Below are 16,511 nucleotides of genomic sequence, written 5' to 3' on the forward strand. Positions count from 1 at the left end.
TATAAACTATCCTAGTTTGACCCAGTTTGACTGGAGTTGGAATCGGCGACGTCGATCGACAGCTCAGCCATCAGGATCTGATTGGGCGGCCGAGATCGCAGGGAAGTTCAAGCCTGCACAGTGACGGTACTCGCCGTAGCCTACAAGGAGCAGGAATGAATCACGCATCGACTCTGGAGCTTCTTCGCGCCAGAGGAATCAGCCTCGGGACACTCTGCCTTCTCGTTTCGCTTATGCCCACTGCACGGTCCCAAACCCTCCAAAACACGCTCCTTCCGGCGCCGTTGAATATCATCGCCGGAAACGGCTCCATCGCCATCACGAAAGACTTCACAGTCTCCCTCAGCGGCGCGCACAACCCCATCCTCGAGGCAGCCACCCGTCGCACCCTCGAGAGCCTCGAAAGAAACACCGGCATTCCAATCGGCAAAGATCTCCAGTCCCCAAGCCCCACCCTGACCATTCAGGTGCAAGACTCCACTGGCACGCGCCCCACGCTTGAAACCGACGAAGACTACTCCCTCAGCGCAACCTCCAGCAAAATTGTCCTCTGGGCCCAAACTATCTTCGGAGCCCTGCACGGTCTCGAAACCATTCAGCAACTCGTACAGGCCGAAGACGGCCACTACGTCATCCCCGCAGTGGAGATCAACGACTCCCCCCGGTTCCCCTGGCGCGGTTTCATGCTCGACGTCAGCCGACACTTCATGCCTCTTCCGGTTGTCTATCGCACGCTCGACGCCATGGCCGCCGTCAAACTCAACGTCTTCCACTGGCACCTCACCGACGACCAGGGCTTCCGCATCGAAAGCAGACGCTTCCCCCTGCTCACTGCCAAAGGCTCCGACGGCCTCTTCTACACCCAGGATCAAGTTCGCGATGTCATCGCCTACGCGAGCGCCCACGGCATCCGCGTCGTTCCCGAGTTCGACATTCCCGGCCACGTCACCAGCTGGCTCGTCGGAATGCCCGAGCTAGGCAGTGTCCAGCGCCCCTACGAGATCTCCCGCACCTTCGGTATCTGGGACGGCGCACTCGACCCCACCCGCGATAGCACCTACAAGTTCCTCGACGCCTTCATCGGCGAGATGTCCTCCCTCTTTCCCGACGAATATCTCCACCTCGGTGGCGACGAGAGCAACGGAGCCGATTGGAAGGCCAACCCCTCCATCGTTGCCTTCATGCACGCACACAACATGAAATCCACCGACGACCTCCAAAACTACTTCAGCACCCGCGTCCTCGCGCTCGTCCACCAACACCACAAGCAGATGGTCGGCTGGGACGAGATCCTCACCCCCGGCACTCCGAAAGACGCCGTCATCCAGAGCTGGCGCGGCGTTGAGTCGCTCGCCGTCGCCGCCAAACAAGGCAACCGCGGCATCCTCTCCGCGCCCTACTATCTCGACGGCATGAAGACCGCCGAGCGGATGTACCTCGACGACCCCATCCCCGACAACTCCACCCTCACCCCCGACCAGCAGAAGCTCATCCTCGGCGGCGAAGTCTGCATGTGGGCCGAACAAATCACCGCGCAGACCGTCGACTCCCGCGTCTGGCCTCGCACCGCCGCCCTAGCCGAACGCTTCTGGTCGCCCCGCCAAACCCGCGACGTCTCCGACATGTATCGCCGCCTCGAGATCGAATCGATCCGGCTCGACGGCCTTGGCCTCACCCACATCTCCGGTCCCGAATCAGGCCTGCGCCAGCTTGCTGGAAGCGAAGCCGCAGCCTCCCAGCTCGCCCTCCTCATCTCCACGCTCTCTCCAGTCTCCTTCCACGAACGCTACGAGCAGCAGAAGACTTCACAGCTTACTCCCATGGGCAACGCCGTCGACTACACCCGCCCCGACCCACCCCTCCGCGAGGACCTGCGCCTCCTCGTCGACCGCTACCTCCACAGCAGCGCTCCGGCCGACCGCGCCACCGCGCACCCGCAACTTCAAACCCTCTTCCAGTCATGGATCGCCTCCGGCCCAGCGCTCGACGCCCTCGCCCCCGAGCATCCGAAGCTCAATCAACTCACCCTTCGCCGCACCCAGTTGACTCAGCTCGGCCAACTCGGAATCCAATCACTCGCATCCATCGAGTCCCACACGCCACCAACGACAACCTGGATCGAAGCGCAGAACACCCTCCTGAAGACAGCCGCAGACCACTCCGAACTAACCGACTTCGTCATCCTCCTACCCTTGCAACAACTGGTCGATACCGCCGGAAAGCATTAGTCCGGAGGTACCGCCGGCTCTGGACAGCTAGACGAAAGTAAGGTCAATGGCATCGAACCGAAGCATGAATCATCTGCGCATCGGCACGGCCGGCTGGAGCATCCCGAAGCAATACCTGGACGTCCCGCCGCAAGGAACCCATCTCAACCGCTACTCGCAAATCTTCAACTGCGCCGAGATCAACTCTTCCTTCTACCGCTCCCATCGCCTCTCCACCTGGGCCAAGTGGGCAGACTCAGTCCCCGAAGACTTCCAGTTCTCCGTCAAAGCTCCAAAGGCCATCACCCACGATGCGAAACTGGCCTGCGAACCCGCACAGTTACAAATCTTCCTCGCCGAAGCAAATACCCTTGCTCAAAGATTAGGCCCCATCCTCTTTCAACTCCCGCCCAGCTCCGCTTTCAATCCCTCCGTCGCCACCGAGTTCTTCGCGAGGTTACGCGATCTCCATCAGGGTGCGATCGTCCTCGAACCCCGACATCCCACCTGGTTCGTCTCTGAAGCCGATTACCTTCTCAATAGCTTCCGTATCTCAAGAGTAGCCGCCGATCCCGCCCGCGTCCCCGCAGCCGCCCAGGCCGCCGGTTGGAGTCAACTCATCTACTGCCGTCTCCACGGCAGCCCTCATACCTACTACTCCGCCTACCCGGAATCCTATCTTCGCTCGCTCGCCGCAGCCATCGCCACCCATAAGACAAGAGAGACGTGGTGCGTCTTCGACAACACAGCCTCAGGCGCAGCGTTTGGAGACGCCCAGATCCTCCAGCGCCTTCTCTCAGCCGCCTGACTCGCCGGACCAATCCAGCCTACCTACTCAGAGTCTTATCGATCGCCGCCTGCGCCAACGGCCCCATAATCGCGTACCCCTGCACATTTGGATGCACGCCATCGAAGCTGATGCCTGCCTTCATCCCGCCACCTTGCCCCACCATCGCAGAGAAGTAATCGAGATACGTCACCGAGTGGTTCACGCAGTACCCCTTCAACCAGTCATTCAGAGTCTTGATCTTCGGCACCGGTGCCAGGCCCGTCCTCCACGGATAATCTGCCACTGGCAGAATTGACGCGACAATCACCCGAATCCCGTTCGCCTTCGCCAGATCGATCATCGACCGGAAGTTATCCTCGGTCATCTGCGGCGTCATCGGCCCTGTATTCCCGGCGACGTCGTTGGTTCCTGCCAGAATCACCACCGCGGCCGGATGCAGATCGATCACATCCTGCCGGAACCGCACCACCATCTGCGGCGTGGTCTGTCCGCTGATCCCGCGATTGACATACCCCCTATCCGGAAAAAACTCCCCCGTACCCGCCTGCCGGCCCCAGCTATCCGTGATCGAGTCCCCATAAAACACCACCCGCTGCTCCCCCGCCGCCACCGGAGCCAACGCTGCGTTCTCCGCCCGATATCGTCCCAACTGCGGCCAGTCCGCCAGCTTCGCCTCCATCTCGGCGATCTGCTTCGCCGTCTCATCCGGTGGCGAAACCGGCGGCACCGGAGCCGGAGTCTGCACAACCGGCTGAGTTTGTACCGGCGTAGGAGCCCCCTCAGCCTTGGCTGTACCCCCGACCTGCCCATTCGCCATCCCACTCCCCAAGGCGACACACCCCGCTAAAACCACCCGCACAGCAAGCTTCATCTAAACCCTCCACTCGTCTCAAATTCTAGCCGAACACCCACCGAACTCCTTCCGCTACACCGCCAACCCTCCCGCTGCTGTACCTTAAGAGGTGATGCAACCCGGACTCTCTACCCACGTCTTCCTCCCGCAACGCCTGCACCCCGGCCTGCTCGACTCTCTCCACAAATCCGGCGCTCAGGTCATCGAGCTCTTCGCCGCCCGCCATCACTTCGACTACAGCGACCGCGCCGCCGTCCGCGACATCGCCACCTGGTTCCGCAATACCGGCGTTGGAGCCACACTTCACCAGCCGCTCTACATCGCCGATCGCGCCGACGCCCAGTGGTCCCGCCACGTCGCCCCCAACCTCAACCTCATCGACCCCGAGAAGTCCCGCCGCATCTCCGCCATGGACGAGGTCAAGCGCGCCCTCGAGTCCGCCGAGCAGATTCCTATCTCTGCCTGCACTCTCCATCTCGGCCACAAGGACGACGCCTGGAACCTCCGCGCCCTCGAGAACTCCCTCACCGCCATAGAGCACCTCAAGGCCTTCGCGCACCCCCTCGGCGTCCGCATCCTGCTCGAAAACCTCCAGAACGAGATCACCACCCCCGAGCATCTCCTCGAAATCCTCAAGGTCGGCCACTTCGACCGCGTCGGCGTTACCCTCGACATCGGTCACGCCCACCTCGCTGCCCCCGAGAACAGCAAGGGAATCGACGAAGCCTTCGAGCTCCTCAAGCCCCGCATCGCCGAACTCCACCTCCACGACAACCTCGGCCAAAAAGACGACCACCTCTGGCCCGGCACCGCAGGCATCGACTGGAAGAACATCGCGAAGCACATCGCGACGCTGCCGGCCAACACCCCCGGCATCCTCGAGATCGCCCACGAACTAGAAGAAACTCCCGAATCCGCCACTACCAAAGCTACCCAAGCTTTCGACCTCCTCAAGCGAGCCGCTGAAGCCGCTGTATAGAAAAAGTCAGTCCCGATAATTAGCACCTGTCACAGGCACAAACAAGGAACCAATGAGCGAATATGTAACCCCCACCAGCAAAACCTCCGCACCCATCACCACTATCTCCTCACTCTCCGCGCACGAAGGCCAGACCATCACCCTCCGCGGCTGGCTGTACAACCTCCGCGCCTCGGGCAAGCTCCTCTTTCCCATCTTCCGCGACGGCACCGGCACCATTCAGGGCATCGTCCCCAAAGCCGCAGTCTCGGAAGAGGTCTTCAACACACTGAAAGAATTAACCCTCGAATCTTCCCTCACCGTCACCGGCAAGGTCCGCGCCGACTCTCGCGCCCCCTCCGGCTACGAGCTCGACGTCGAAAGCATCGAAGTCCTCCAACGCGTCCACGAAGACACCCCCTTCCCCATCTCCCTCAAAGAGCACGGCGTCGACTTCCTCATGGAGCACCGCCACCTCTGGCTCCGCACCCCGCGCCAGTCCGCCATCCTCCGCGTCCGCGCCACCATCATGCGCGCCGCAGCCGAGTACTTCGACACCAACGGCTTCATCCGCACCGACCCACCCATCCTCACTCCCAACGCCTGCGAAGGCACCTCCGAACTCTTCGAGATGGACTACTTCGACGACGACAAGGCCTACCTCACCCAGTCCGGCCAGCTCTACATCGAAGCCACCGCGCTCGCTCTCGGCAAGGTCTACAGCTTCGGTCCCACCTTCCGCGCCGAAAAGTCCAAGACCCGCCGCCACCTTACCGAGTTCTGGATGATCGAACCCGAGGTCGCCTTCCTCGAGCTCGACGGCCTACTCAACCTCGCCGAAGGCTTCATCACCCACATCGTCACCCGCGTCCTCGAGTCGCACCGCGCCGACCTCAAGGTCATCGGCAAAGACATCGCCAAACTCGAAGCAGTCATCGCGCCAGACTCCTCTATAGAAAAGAATGCTGTCATTCTGAGCGGAGCGAAGAATCCCGAAGCCGCCAGCCCGGCCCACACAGCAGAGGATCTTTCTGCCACAGAACCGGGGGGCCGGCCTCACGACTCTGGCACATCAACTTTCACTAACCCACCCAACCGCTTCCCCCGCCTAAGCTACGACGAAGCCCACGCCATGCTCGAGAAGGCCTTCGCCGAAGGCAAACTCGAAGCCCCCCACAAATACGGCGACGACTTCGGCAGCCCCGACGAGACCTACATCTCCTCCCAGTTCGACAAGCCCGTCATGATCCACCGCTACCCCGCCGCCTTCAAGGCCTTCTACATGCAGCCCGACCCGCTCGACCCCACCAAGGCTCTCTGCGTCGACGTCCTTGCCCCCGAGGGATACGGCGAGATCATCGGCGGCTCCCAGCGCATCCACGACTACGATCTCCTCAAATCCCGCATCGAACAGCACGACCTGCCCCTCGCCGCCTTCCAGTGGTACCTCGACCTGCGTAAGTACGGCAGCGTCCCGCACTCTGGCTTCGGCATGGGCATCGAGCGCGCCGTAGCCTGGATCTGCGGCCTCGACCACGTCCGCGAAACCATCCCCTTCGCCAGAACACTCAACCGCATCTATCCATAAACGAGTCTCGCTTTTGCTGTCATCCTGAGCGCAGCGAAGGATCCCGATGAGTTCAGCACCACCGCACCGATTCAGGCTTTCAGGCAGGAAGTTCCGAGCGCCCCAATTCAACCGCATCTGTCCGTAGGAGCGGGACGTCTTCCGTCTCATCAAATCCTGCTCAAACGGCGAGCTCTCACCGTCCGCAAAACTGCATCCAACGGTCTCAGGTAAAACCTGGGACCATCCGATGCCGCGAAAGAAACAACTACAAATCGTCACCGATCCTGCAGAGTCCGCGAAAGCCGCAGGCCTACGCTACGTCACCGATACAAAACCCGGAATCCAGCGCAAGCCCTGGCGCAAAGCTTTCCGATACCTCGACGCCGACGGTAAAGCAGTGCGTGACACCGAGACACTAGCCCGAATCAAGTCCCTCGTCATCCCTCCGGCATGGACAGGGGTGTGGATCTGTCCCAATCCAAAAGGACATCTCCAAGTCACCGGTCGCGATGCAAGAGGGAGAAAGCAGAGCCGCTACCATCCCCGCTGGCGCGAGATCCGTGACGAAACCAAGTACGAGCGCATGGTCATCTTCGGAGCAGCTCTTCCAGCTATCCGAGACCACGTCGAGCAGGATCTCTCAATCGCCGGCCTGCCTCGAGCAAAGGTACTGGCCACCATCGTTCGTCTCATGGAGACAACACTCATCCGCGTCGGCAATGAGGAGTACGCCCGTCAAAACCACTCCTACGGCCTCACCACCATGCGAAACAAACACGTCGACATCGAAGGTTCGACCGTGACCTTCAACTTCCAGGGCAAGAGCGGCATCAAGCACACCATCGACATCACCGACCGCCGCATCGCCAAAATCGTCCAACGCTGCCAGGACATCCCCGGCTACGAGCTATTTCAATACGTCGATAAAGATGGCACACAGCACTCTATCGACTCCGCCGACGTCAACGACTACCTCCGCGAAATCTCAGGACAGGACTTCACCGCCAAAGACTTTCGCACCTGGGCCGGAACCGTTCTCGCCTGCGAGCTGCTCTACGAGTTCGAGGCATTCGATTCCGAAACCCAGGCCAAACGAAACGTAGTTCAGGCAATCAAGTCCGTCGCCGCAAGACTCGGCAACACACCATCCGTCTGCAGAAAATGCTACGTGCACCCCGCAGTCCTCGACTCCTACACGAGCGGCGCGATGCTGCAAAGAGTGAAACGCCGCGTTCAAGAGACGGACGCCGACCTTCCCGGGACGCTTCAGCAGCAGGAACTGGCCCTTCTCAATCTTTTGCGCCATCAGGTTGACCTGGCAGTTGCCTGAAGATCACGACCTCCGCTCGCCGCCATCCAGTTGAAATCCATACATTTGACGTGCTGAAAATCTCCGTCAAAAAAGAACTCACAATCTTGCGTGTCTTCCGAACCCGAGCGTAGAGTGGCGATGCCCAAAAGGAGGGCTCCCCACATGTCTGCAAACAGCATCACGCGCCGTAGTCTCCTCGGCATGGTCTCCACAGCCGCAGTGGCTGGCGCAGTGCCACCCATCTTCGCCTCGCAGTCGGCTCAAGCGCAACTCCGCCAGTCCAACCCCCTCACCACCGCGAAAGATTTCGCCGACTCCGTCGAACGCGCCTTCACCTTCCAAAACCTCATGATGGACGCCTACGCCTCCGGTTCCACCATCCGCCTCTCCCAGAGCTACAGCGACGCCGCCCTCCAGGCCACCGGCTTTATTTACGACAACGCCGTCGCCATCCACGCCTATCTCTCCCGCGGCCTACCCGACGACCTCTCCCGCGCAAAGATCCTCGGCCTCGGCCTCCTCCACGCCCAGGCCACCAACTTCCCCGTCGCCGATGGCCGTTTCGCTCAGGCCTACTTCGTCAACGCGCCCGACAGCAGCGGAGCCTTCATCACCCCCGCAGCGTTCCCATTCTTCTTCTATGGCAGCTCCGTGGGCGATCAGGCCTGGGCCGGTATGGCCCTCGCACAACTCTACCGCCGCACCCACGACACGCAATACCTCACCGGTGCTCTCCTGGTTGCAAATTGGATCGTCACGAACACCTACAACACTCAGGGGCCAGGCGGCTACTCCTACGGCGCCATCATTAATCAGTTCAACCAGTCCGAGCCCTCCCCTAACGGAAAATCAACCGAAGGCAATCTCGACACCTACGCCTTCTTCACCATGCTCAACACCCTCACCGAAGGCGGCCATGCCAACAACGGCATGTCCTGGAGCGCGCTCGCTCAACACGCCTTCCAGTTCGTCTTCGCCATGCTCAACCCCGCAGGGCCGTTCTTCTACACCGGGACTCTGCCCGACCAGATCACCATCAACCCGACACCGATCCCCGAAGACTGCCAGACCTGGTCCTACTTGGCCTTCCTCGACGCCCGCTCTCGCGGCACCATCGACTGGGCACTCGCCAATCTTCAAACCACCGACACCGCCTCCTCACCCAACTCCAGCCTCACCGGAACTCAAACCGTTCACGGAATGACCTTCTCCTCCGCCAGTCTCGTCACCACCGCCAACGATCCGAATGCAGTCTGGCTCGAAGGCACCGCGCACACCTCCGCCGCACTCACCGCAAGGGCGCTCCGCGGAGGCGAACCAATCTTCTCTCTCCTCTCCGACATCTCCCGTGCCGTTCAACTCCTTAAGGACATCGAGCACGCCCAGCAGATCCTCGGCGTCGGTCAAACCGCAGGCGGAAGGGTCATTCCCAGCGGCCTTGGCGTCGTCGCATCCTCCAGCGTTCTCGACACCGGCTTCGGCTTCACCTACGGACCATCCCTTCACATCGGCGCCACCGGCTGGTACCTCATCGCTAGCCTCGCCGCCAACCCGTTCCAACTCGGCTATCGCGTCATCGGATAAGCTCACAACTCAACCGAGTGCCCACTCACGCGACCTGATCGTGAGAGTGGGGCCTTACCTCGTCAGGTTCGTAAAAGTCGAGATCGTCCAAACCTTTATGTTCTACACCAGATAATATTTCTTGCATTTTGAATTCGTAACTGGCAAAGTAACAAAGCGTAGGAGCAGCCCGATGAACACCAAATCGCACAACACGATGCGTAGGTCGCCAGAGACGAACTATCTCCGTGGTGATCGCCGGGCCATGCTCCTCACCTGTCAGTAGCCGCTGCTGGACGATCCTACGCAACCCGCACGCACCAATAGATGATGATGCGCCAGGAGGAGAGCTTTGTCTCCACGCACGTCTACGAATTTCTCTGCCGCGAAGCGACCACGCACCCGCGAAGCCGCGCCCAAAACAATCCAGCCGAGCGCTGGTTAGAAAGAAAGGCCCACCATGGGCAAGCCGTACATCAAGGGCGGAACTCCGATTGGCTCGGACTCGCTCTGCAGGACCTGCTCCTACGCGCACATTATGACCGGTTACCGAGAATCGGAGATGATCACGATGTGCAATGAAGTCCACCCCAACATCGTCGTCCCGTTCCTTATCTATGAGTGTTCGAGCTACTACGATAAGAACCGGCCAAACTGGGAGCAGATGGAAAAGCTCGCCATCGACGTCACACCAGGCCCGTTCAAGCCCGTCGGCTTCAAGGTCGGTATCGGCTTTCGAGAGGCTGCTGTCGCACATATTTGTGATGACGAAGACGATGAATAACCCTCCGCACTGACAACCCGGCAACGTCCATCTTCGCGCGTCCTGTAACGCGAAGATGGACGTCATCAGCTGTTAAAGACGGAGCGGCCATACATAAACTCTGTGCACCATTCACCGCGAAGCCACTTTCCGACCACCTGCCACCCTGCAAGCTGCAGGAACATTCGTCATCTGCTTCGCAAACACCCGATAGCTCACCGTCCCCGGCCGCAACGTCGACCAGTATCCCGAGGACGACAACAGAGGCTTATGTTTCTCGATCAGCTGATGGTCGAGAATCTTCACACCGCATTCCAGATTATTCTTCGGTTGCAGGATCGTTCTATCCGGATCATCGATCTTCAGCTTCTTATCGTGGTCCCAGTCAAAGTCGCAACCATACCGCTTTTGGTCGCCATACGTAAGCTGCAGCAGCCCCGACGTGCGGCTCTGATGCCCGGTGACTTCATCTTTCACTGCCATCTCGGGCTGCGCGTGTTTGGCTTGGACTGTCGGCTCCAGTCCCGCCTCCGCACCGGCCAGCGCTTGAAAGAAGTAAGCCCAGAACGCCCGCTTATCGTCCTCCGCCATCCCGTAGAACGCCGGACAGAATCGCCGCACATCATGCGGAACCTGCCCGGACAGCATCGCCGGCGGCAGCGCCAGCTCCACAATCTTGTCCCACTCCGGATCCCACGTCGGCCCACCCACCTCTGCCTTTTTCGTGTCGATCGGAGTAGGCGGCGCGGGCTTCATCGCCGGAGCTGGAACAGCAGCAGCCGTAGCCTGCGCCTCATGCTTCCCGCATCCCGCCGCCACGATCGGCGCAGCCATACCCACAACCAAAGCTACCGCAACCCTCAGACCTCGGTTCATTCGTGCACCTTTTACGTTCGTTTGAAGTCGGGCCCTGCACAGGAAGATGCCGTCCACGAGCGCGCAGTTGCTGAGACGCTCGCAATAGCTTCGAATTCTCAATCAAATCCGCTCGATCGTCCCCTGGTCCATCGCCCCACCGAAGTACTTCTTCAAAGCCTCTTCAAACACATCGCCCGAATCTTCCGCTGTTTTGGCAGACGGCGCAGTGGCCTTCGCAAATAAGGTCATGCTCGAATGAAACTTCAAATCATCCGGAGACCCAAAGATCTCCCCCACCGTCCGTCCCTGCACTTCCACCACAATCCTCGTAGACTCCCGCAGCCTCGGCCCCAGCACAGCATGCTCCAGATAAGCCCGAGCCTCCTCGAGCGACGAGATCGCATACCGCATCGCCATCGGGCTACTCCCCAGCCCCCGAATCTGCGGAAACACGAACCACATCCAGTGACTGCGCTTCCTCCCCGCCCGCAACTCCGCGAGGGCCTGCTCGTACACTCCAGCCTGTGCCTCCACAAACCTCTCCAGCTCGTACTTATCGCTCGTTGCTCCGACTTTTATCCTCATATGTTCGCTCCTGCACCCCGTACAACTCTTCACGCCAGCCGCCGACTTGCAGTAGACTCACCCCGAAGGAGCCAAACATGCCTCCCACTGTCGGCAACGGCAAGATCTGCTACCTCGAAATCCCCGCAACGGACGTAGCCGTCTCCTCCGCCTTCTACGCCACTTGCTTTGGCTGGTCTCTGCGTCAGCACAGCGACGGCACCACCGCCTTCGACGACGGCGTCGGCCAGGTCAGCGGCATGTGGGTCCTCAACCGTCCGCCCTCCACCCAGCCCGGCATCGTCATCTCCATCATGGTCGACAGCGCCGTCGCCACCGTCGATCTCATCACCGCCCACGGCGGCGAGATCGTTCAACCCATCGACCCCAACGCGTCAGAGATCACCGCCCACTTCCGCGACCCCGGAGGCAACGTCCTCGGCATCTACCAGGAGCCCGGCTGATCGCGTTGCCCTACTTCACCCCCTTATTCGGATCCCATACCCCCTCGAGCTTCCGCACATACACCATCTGCCCAATGTGATAGGCGTTGTGGGCTCCAACGTGTGCGATCCTCGAAGCCCACAGCGAAATCTTTGCGTCGTCAGCCGCCTCCACCGCGTTCTCCCAGTCCGTCATCACCTGGTCCAGCTGCTTGACCGTCGTGTCCCAGCTCTTGGCGTCGAAGTTGTTGAACGTCTCGTCGTTGTTGCCATCGAACTTCGCCGGAGTCTCACCCTTGAACTTCGCCAACATCTCGCGATCCCAGAACACAAGATGATTTGCCAGCTGCCCCACCGAGTGGTTCCCACTCTTATCCGTCCAGCTCGCCTGCGCCGGCGTCAGCCCAGCCACCGCCGTATTCGCCGGAACGAACCACTCCGCCTTGTCATGGGTCGACCGCAGCTGCTCCAGAAGAACCGCCTTCAACGTCATCGGCTTCTCCTGCTGCGCCACCGCAAAACCACACGAAGCCACCACAAAAACCACCACAGCAACCAGAACTCGCTTCATAGCGATCTCCTAAAACTCGATTTAGCGCATAGGTCTACCGTTGGCCCACGGACCGGATCATTTTACGGTGCAAACGAGCTACGGCGGCCCGCAAGCCGAGTTCTGCCGTACTCGAAATTCTGTCAAGCCCCAATCATGCGAAAACCCGCGCCAAATAAGGCGATTCGCGTGGCGTATGAGTTATATCGACTCTCTACTTGATGTAGAAGGCAGAAACAGAAGCCCGGACTCAAGACCGGCGCTTTCTCCTTTGTTTTGAATAATTTAGCCGTAACCCCAATGGAATGAAGATTTTGCGAAAACGAGAAATTGTCAAATCATTGCATTGAAATGACTTACGGCTGAGAACCCCCGGCGGGTGCCCTTAACGGGTCAGGGCATCACTGCAGCTCGTTGTGCAAGCAAATAAGAAGCACGATCGTTGGGATCAACTCCCTCCACACTCGCCACCTTCTTCAATGGCGATCCCTCGTACCTCTGGTACGCCGCAACGCCCGGCCCAGTCACCGTCACAAACTCCACAGCCTTCGGCCTCTGCGGAATGCTCCCTCCAAACCACCGCGGATCCTCCTGCTGGCCCCACGTCACCACCGACAGCACCGCCCCCGCCGGATATTTTGAATCAGAATTCGATCGCGCATACTTCCAAGCCACATCGTTGCCGAACATCGTCGACATCGTCGCATCTTTTCGATCAATCCACGATGTAATCACCTTGCCCTGCAGTGGATTCGATGGCAACTCTCCAACCAAAGCTGCGTCCGTATTCAAGCGAGTCACAACCCGCGGATTCGTCTCCTCGGAACATCCGGCCAAAGCCACAACCGCACCGAGCAAGCACACGCCAAGCGATCTCATCACTGACCTCCCGCAGTCTGGCCGCTGAACGGCATCGTGTATACATGATCATTCTTGGCCACAGGTTCATGGCAGCTCATACACTCATTCTGGAACTGAGCGTCTTTCCCATAAGGCTTCAGATCGGTTCCGCGCCAGCGTCCCCAACCCCAACCCTCGCTCGACGCATACTTCGCACTATCTTTGACCATCAACTCCACCTGGATAAACGCGCCGGTCTTCACCACGCCCTTCTCGTCCGGCGCAGCCTGCTGCCAAGCTACCTTAGCGAACGCCGCTCCATCCGGCCAAGGATTGATGTGTCCATCCGCAATCGCCTTCACAGCAACGTCGTTCCCCAAGATCTCCCGCATCGTGTGATTGTCGAAGCGGTCGGTGCTGCTGATCGCCTTCCAGTTCTTGTAGTCAGGGTCGAACGGAACGCCATTCCACTCCGGCTTCACCTCCAGCGCAGTCTGGCTTGCCTGCACCCACTTGCCATACTGAACATCCGTCGCCGCAGCATCTGTCACCGCCTTTGCTCCAACCTCAGCAGCATTGGATGGATCAGGAGGTGTAGTCAGATAGTTCCTTAGGACTGTCAGTTGATCGGGTGTCACTACCGCATCCGGATGCACTCTCCGATAAGCAGGAAGAGGCATTGCACCCATCTGGATCATGTTCACCGCTTCAAACAGGAACCCCTTCTGCTGTGCAGCCGGGAGCTTTCCGATCTCGGAAAAGTTCAGATGCTTCCGAGCCTCTTTCACATCGGCGGTCACTAACCAATACGCAGGCACCACCTGATCAAACCATGGCAACTTCGTCTCGTTCGAGTGGCAGTTATAGCAAGAGTTCCTCAAAATTTGCTTTACCTCTGCGGGGGTCTGCAGGTCCGCCGTCACCGGCGGATTCGTCAACTTCGGACGTACAAATTGCAATCCGACGAAAACAAGAAATAAAACCCCCACAATCCAGAGAAGAGGTCGAAGACGACTCTGCAATACCGATCCCATGCCGTTCCTTTCAACTGGCGAGCCGTGACCAGATACTTCAATAGCGGTCACTCTCAAACCCTTAGACGCAGCAGGGTATTCCGTGAACGCATTCGCTTGCTGTCTGTTCATCTAAAAACTGCACGGCAACAAGCGCGAATTATTTCTCGCTACTCGGTGGCACCAGTCCCTTCAACCGCAAATAGAGCGCCAGCGTCGCATACTGTTCGTTGTCATGTGACACAGTACCCCACATGATTCCGATGCGCGACCGCTTCGCGTTGAACACTTCAAACATATCTCCCAGATTCGCATCCGTTACTGCAGCGAACGCCTTATCGCACTCGGCAAACGAGGCCTTCAGTGCTTCGACGATGGCTGCTTTGTCTGCAGTCTCCGCAGGAACCTTTGCAAGATCGCTCGCAGCCGTCCGATTTACAGCGCCGCATGTACGCAACTGTGCCTCGGTGACATGGTTCACGACGCGTGCATAGGTTCGTACCTCTGGCGTCGGCTTGAACTGGTAATCTCCCTCCGGCATCTTATCGGCGGCTTTTAGAATGTTCCCTTTCTGAGCCGCATACCCGCGCTGTACCTCAGCCGCGGGCCCAATCGGCCCAACTGGAGCTGCCGGCGTCTGACCCATTGCCATGCCAGAACCCAATAACGCCGCGACCACGCACATCGAACGCATCTGCTGCATCTTTGTCACCTCGCACTTCAAGGCTAACCTGTCCAATGGTTGAGTCCACATTTTTTTTGTCAATGCTCTGTCATTTCTGAGAAAGCAAATAAGAAGCTTACCGACCAGAATCATTACAGAGTCCAACAGACACTTGCTTGTCATTTCGAGCGGACCGAGATAATTACGTCTTTCCCGGGCCGCAGCCAAGAATGAACTATTCTGTTAAAGACAACCCACGACGCCGGAACAAGCTTCGTAACAAGGAAACAGCACAATGCCATTGAACTGCGGAATCGTTGGTCTCCCCAACGTAGGAAAATCAACGATCTTCAACGCCCTTACCTCAGCTAAGGCGCAAGCCGCCAACTATCCTTTCTGCACGATCGACCCCAACACGGGCGTTGTGACTGTACCCGATGAGCGGCTCGCCAAAATTTCCGAGCTTATCAAGCCCAAGTCGCTTGTTCCTACGACTATGGAGTTCATCGATATCGCGGGCCTCGTCGAGGGTGCATCCAAGGGCGAAGGCCTCGGCAACCAGTTCCTAGGCCACATCCGCGCGACCGATGCCGTAGCGCATGTCGTTCGTTGCTTCGACGATGCCGAGGTCATCCATGTGGCTGGCGGTGTCAATCCGCTGCACGACATTGACATCATCAACACCGAACTGCTGCTCGCCGACCTCGACACTGTCGAAAAGCGCAACACCAAAGTTGAGCGCGCTGCTAAAGCATCGAGCGATGGCAAAATCAAGGCTGAGCACGCCATGCTGCAGAAGCTTCTGGCAGCCCTCAATGCTGGCAAGCCCGCTCGTACAGCCGAGCTTACTGAAGAAGAAAAGATCCTATCTCGCGAGCTTTTCCTGATCACTGCGAAGCCTCAGCTCTACGTGGCGAATGTTGACGAATCAGGCCTCATTGCGGGTAACTCTTACACTGCTGCCGTTGAAAAACGCGCCGAAGAAGAAGGCAGTCAGGTTGTGCGCATCTCCGGTGCCCTCGAATCTGAGATTGCACAGTTAGAACCTGCTGAGCGCGAAGAGTTCCTCAAGGATATGGGGCTGTCCGAGCCTGGTCTCAACCGCCTTATTCACTCCGCCTATCGCCTGCTTGACCTCATTACCTACTTCACAGCCGGTGTGCAGGAGGTTCGCGCCTGGACTATCCGCCGTGGCACCAAAGCCCCTGGCGCAGCGGGCGTCATCCACTCCGATTTTGAAAAAGGCTTCATCAAGGCAGACTGCTACGCCTCCGACGACCTCTTCAAATATGGCAGCGAACAGGCCGTCAAGGAAAAGGGTTTACTGCGATCCGAAGGCAAAGAGTACATCGTGAAAGATGGTGACATTCTTTTTTTCAAGTTCAACGTATAGATAGAGGTAATCATTGATTAACTCAGTGTTTGTCCGCAGGTACGTTTCTAACGCGACTTGAACTCGCTACACGCATGGCGCCGATAGAACGTACGAGTGGCAAATTATTGATTCTTTTTGTGTCTTTTTTCTGCATCGGTTTAGCGAAATAAACCAGGTTCGTAACTACT

Annotated in this window: 16 protein-coding genes; 9 read left to right on the forward strand and 7 right to left on the reverse strand. The window is 58.9% G+C overall.

Annotated features, from left to right (window positions below):
- The first annotated feature begins 155 nt into the window (after positions 1 to 155).
- Positions 156 to 2,228: a beta-N-acetylhexosaminidase gene (locus tag RBB81_RS06095; RefSeq protein ID WP_353073068.1), complete on the forward strand. Its 2,073-nt coding sequence runs from the start codon at positions 156 to 158 to the stop codon at positions 2,226 to 2,228.
- Between the two features lie 46 nt (positions 2,229 to 2,274).
- Positions 2,275 to 3,015, forward strand: coding sequence for a DUF72 domain-containing protein (locus tag RBB81_RS06100; RefSeq protein ID WP_353073069.1), 741 nt, complete (start codon positions 2,275 to 2,277; stop codon positions 3,013 to 3,015).
- A 19-nt stretch (positions 3,016 to 3,034) separates the two neighbouring features.
- On the opposite strand, the gene RBB81_RS06105 is transcribed toward RBB81_RS06100, so the two are convergent.
- On the reverse strand, positions 3,035 to 3,868 hold the full coding sequence (locus RBB81_RS06105; RefSeq protein ID WP_353073070.1) for an SGNH/GDSL hydrolase family protein: 834 nt from the start codon (positions 3,866 to 3,868) through the stop codon (positions 3,035 to 3,037).
- 94 nt (positions 3,869 to 3,962) lie between these two features.
- Here RBB81_RS06105 and RBB81_RS06110 point away from each other — a divergent pair, with 94 nt between their 5' ends.
- The 5 genes from RBB81_RS06110 (at position 3,963) to RBB81_RS06130 (ending at position 10,037) form a co-directional block, all read left to right on the forward strand.
- Entirely contained in the window at positions 3,963 to 4,829 is an 867-nt protein-coding gene (locus RBB81_RS06110; protein ID WP_183790398.1) for a sugar phosphate isomerase/epimerase family protein, read from the forward strand.
- Positions 4,830 to 4,881: 52 nt separating this feature from the next.
- Entirely contained in the window at positions 4,882 to 6,396 is a 1,515-nt protein-coding gene (locus RBB81_RS06115) for an asparagine--tRNA ligase (protein WP_353073071.1), read from the forward strand.
- 229 nt (positions 6,397 to 6,625) lie between these two features.
- A complete protein-coding gene (locus RBB81_RS06120; RefSeq protein WP_353073072.1) occupies positions 6,626 to 7,708 on the forward strand; it encodes a DNA topoisomerase IB in 1,083 nt (360 codons plus the stop codon).
- A 144-nt stretch (positions 7,709 to 7,852) separates the two neighbouring features.
- Positions 7,853 to 9,274 carry a hypothetical protein gene (locus RBB81_RS06125; protein WP_353073073.1) on the forward strand — a complete coding sequence of 474 codons (1,422 nt, stop codon included), beginning with the start codon at positions 7,853 to 7,855 and terminating at the stop codon, positions 9,272 to 9,274.
- Positions 9,275 to 9,713: 439 nt separating this feature from the next.
- A complete protein-coding gene (locus RBB81_RS06130) occupies positions 9,714 to 10,037 on the forward strand; it encodes a hypothetical protein (RefSeq protein ID WP_179581118.1) in 324 nt (107 codons plus the stop codon).
- A 111-nt stretch (positions 10,038 to 10,148) separates the two neighbouring features.
- On the opposite strand, the gene RBB81_RS06135 is transcribed toward RBB81_RS06130, so the two are convergent.
- Together RBB81_RS06135 and RBB81_RS06140 are read right to left on the reverse strand one after the other, a co-directional pair.
- On the reverse strand, positions 10,149 to 10,892 hold the full coding sequence (locus tag RBB81_RS06135; protein WP_353073074.1) for a hypothetical protein: 744 nt from the start codon (positions 10,890 to 10,892) through the stop codon (positions 10,149 to 10,151).
- 102 nt (positions 10,893 to 10,994) lie between these two features.
- Positions 10,995 to 11,459, reverse strand: a complete 465-nt coding sequence (locus RBB81_RS06140; RefSeq protein WP_183790389.1) for a DUF1810 domain-containing protein — start codon at positions 11,457 to 11,459, stop codon at positions 10,995 to 10,997.
- Between the two features lie 77 nt (positions 11,460 to 11,536).
- On the opposite strand from RBB81_RS06140, the gene RBB81_RS06145 reads away from it, so the two are divergent.
- Positions 11,537 to 11,902 carry a VOC family protein gene (locus tag RBB81_RS06145; RefSeq protein ID WP_179581124.1) on the forward strand — a complete coding sequence of 122 codons (366 nt, stop codon included), beginning with the start codon at positions 11,537 to 11,539 and terminating at the stop codon, positions 11,900 to 11,902.
- 10 nt (positions 11,903 to 11,912) lie between these two features.
- Here RBB81_RS06145 and RBB81_RS06150 read toward each other — a convergent pair whose 3' ends face one another.
- The 4 genes from RBB81_RS06150 to RBB81_RS06165 all read right to left on the reverse strand — a co-directional run bounded on the left by RBB81_RS06150 (position 11,913) and on the right by RBB81_RS06165 (position 14,987).
- The gene (locus RBB81_RS06150) at positions 11,913 to 12,452 is read right to left on the reverse strand and encodes a DinB family protein (protein ID WP_183790387.1); all 540 of its coding nucleotides are present in this window, start codon (positions 12,450 to 12,452) and stop codon (positions 11,913 to 11,915) included.
- A gap of 372 nt (positions 12,453 to 12,824) precedes the next feature.
- On the reverse strand, positions 12,825 to 13,310 hold the full coding sequence (locus RBB81_RS06155) for a hypothetical protein (RefSeq protein WP_179581128.1): 486 nt from the start codon (positions 13,308 to 13,310) through the stop codon (positions 12,825 to 12,827).
- Positions 13,310 to 14,305 (reverse strand): heme-binding domain-containing protein, encoded by a 996-nt coding sequence (locus RBB81_RS06160; RefSeq protein WP_179581130.1) that lies wholly within the window; start codon positions 14,303 to 14,305, stop codon positions 13,310 to 13,312. The genes RBB81_RS06155 and RBB81_RS06160 overlap by 1 nt, the downstream gene beginning before the upstream one ends.
- 139 nt (positions 14,306 to 14,444) lie before the next feature.
- A complete protein-coding gene (locus tag RBB81_RS06165; protein WP_257025321.1) occupies positions 14,445 to 14,987 on the reverse strand; it encodes a DinB family protein in 543 nt (180 codons plus the stop codon).
- A gap of 256 nt (positions 14,988 to 15,243) precedes the next feature.
- Between RBB81_RS06165 and ychF the strand changes: the two genes are divergently transcribed.
- Complete coding sequence (gene ychF, locus RBB81_RS06170; RefSeq protein ID WP_353073075.1) at positions 15,244 to 16,341, forward strand: redox-regulated ATPase YchF; 1,098 nt, start codon at positions 15,244 to 15,246, stop codon at positions 16,339 to 16,341.
- Positions 16,342 to 16,511 lie beyond the last annotated feature (170 nt).

This window comes from Tunturibacter gelidoferens, from assembly GCF_040358255.1.
GTDB classification, from domain to species: domain Bacteria; phylum Acidobacteriota; class Terriglobia; order Terriglobales; family Acidobacteriaceae; genus Edaphobacter; species Edaphobacter gelidiferens.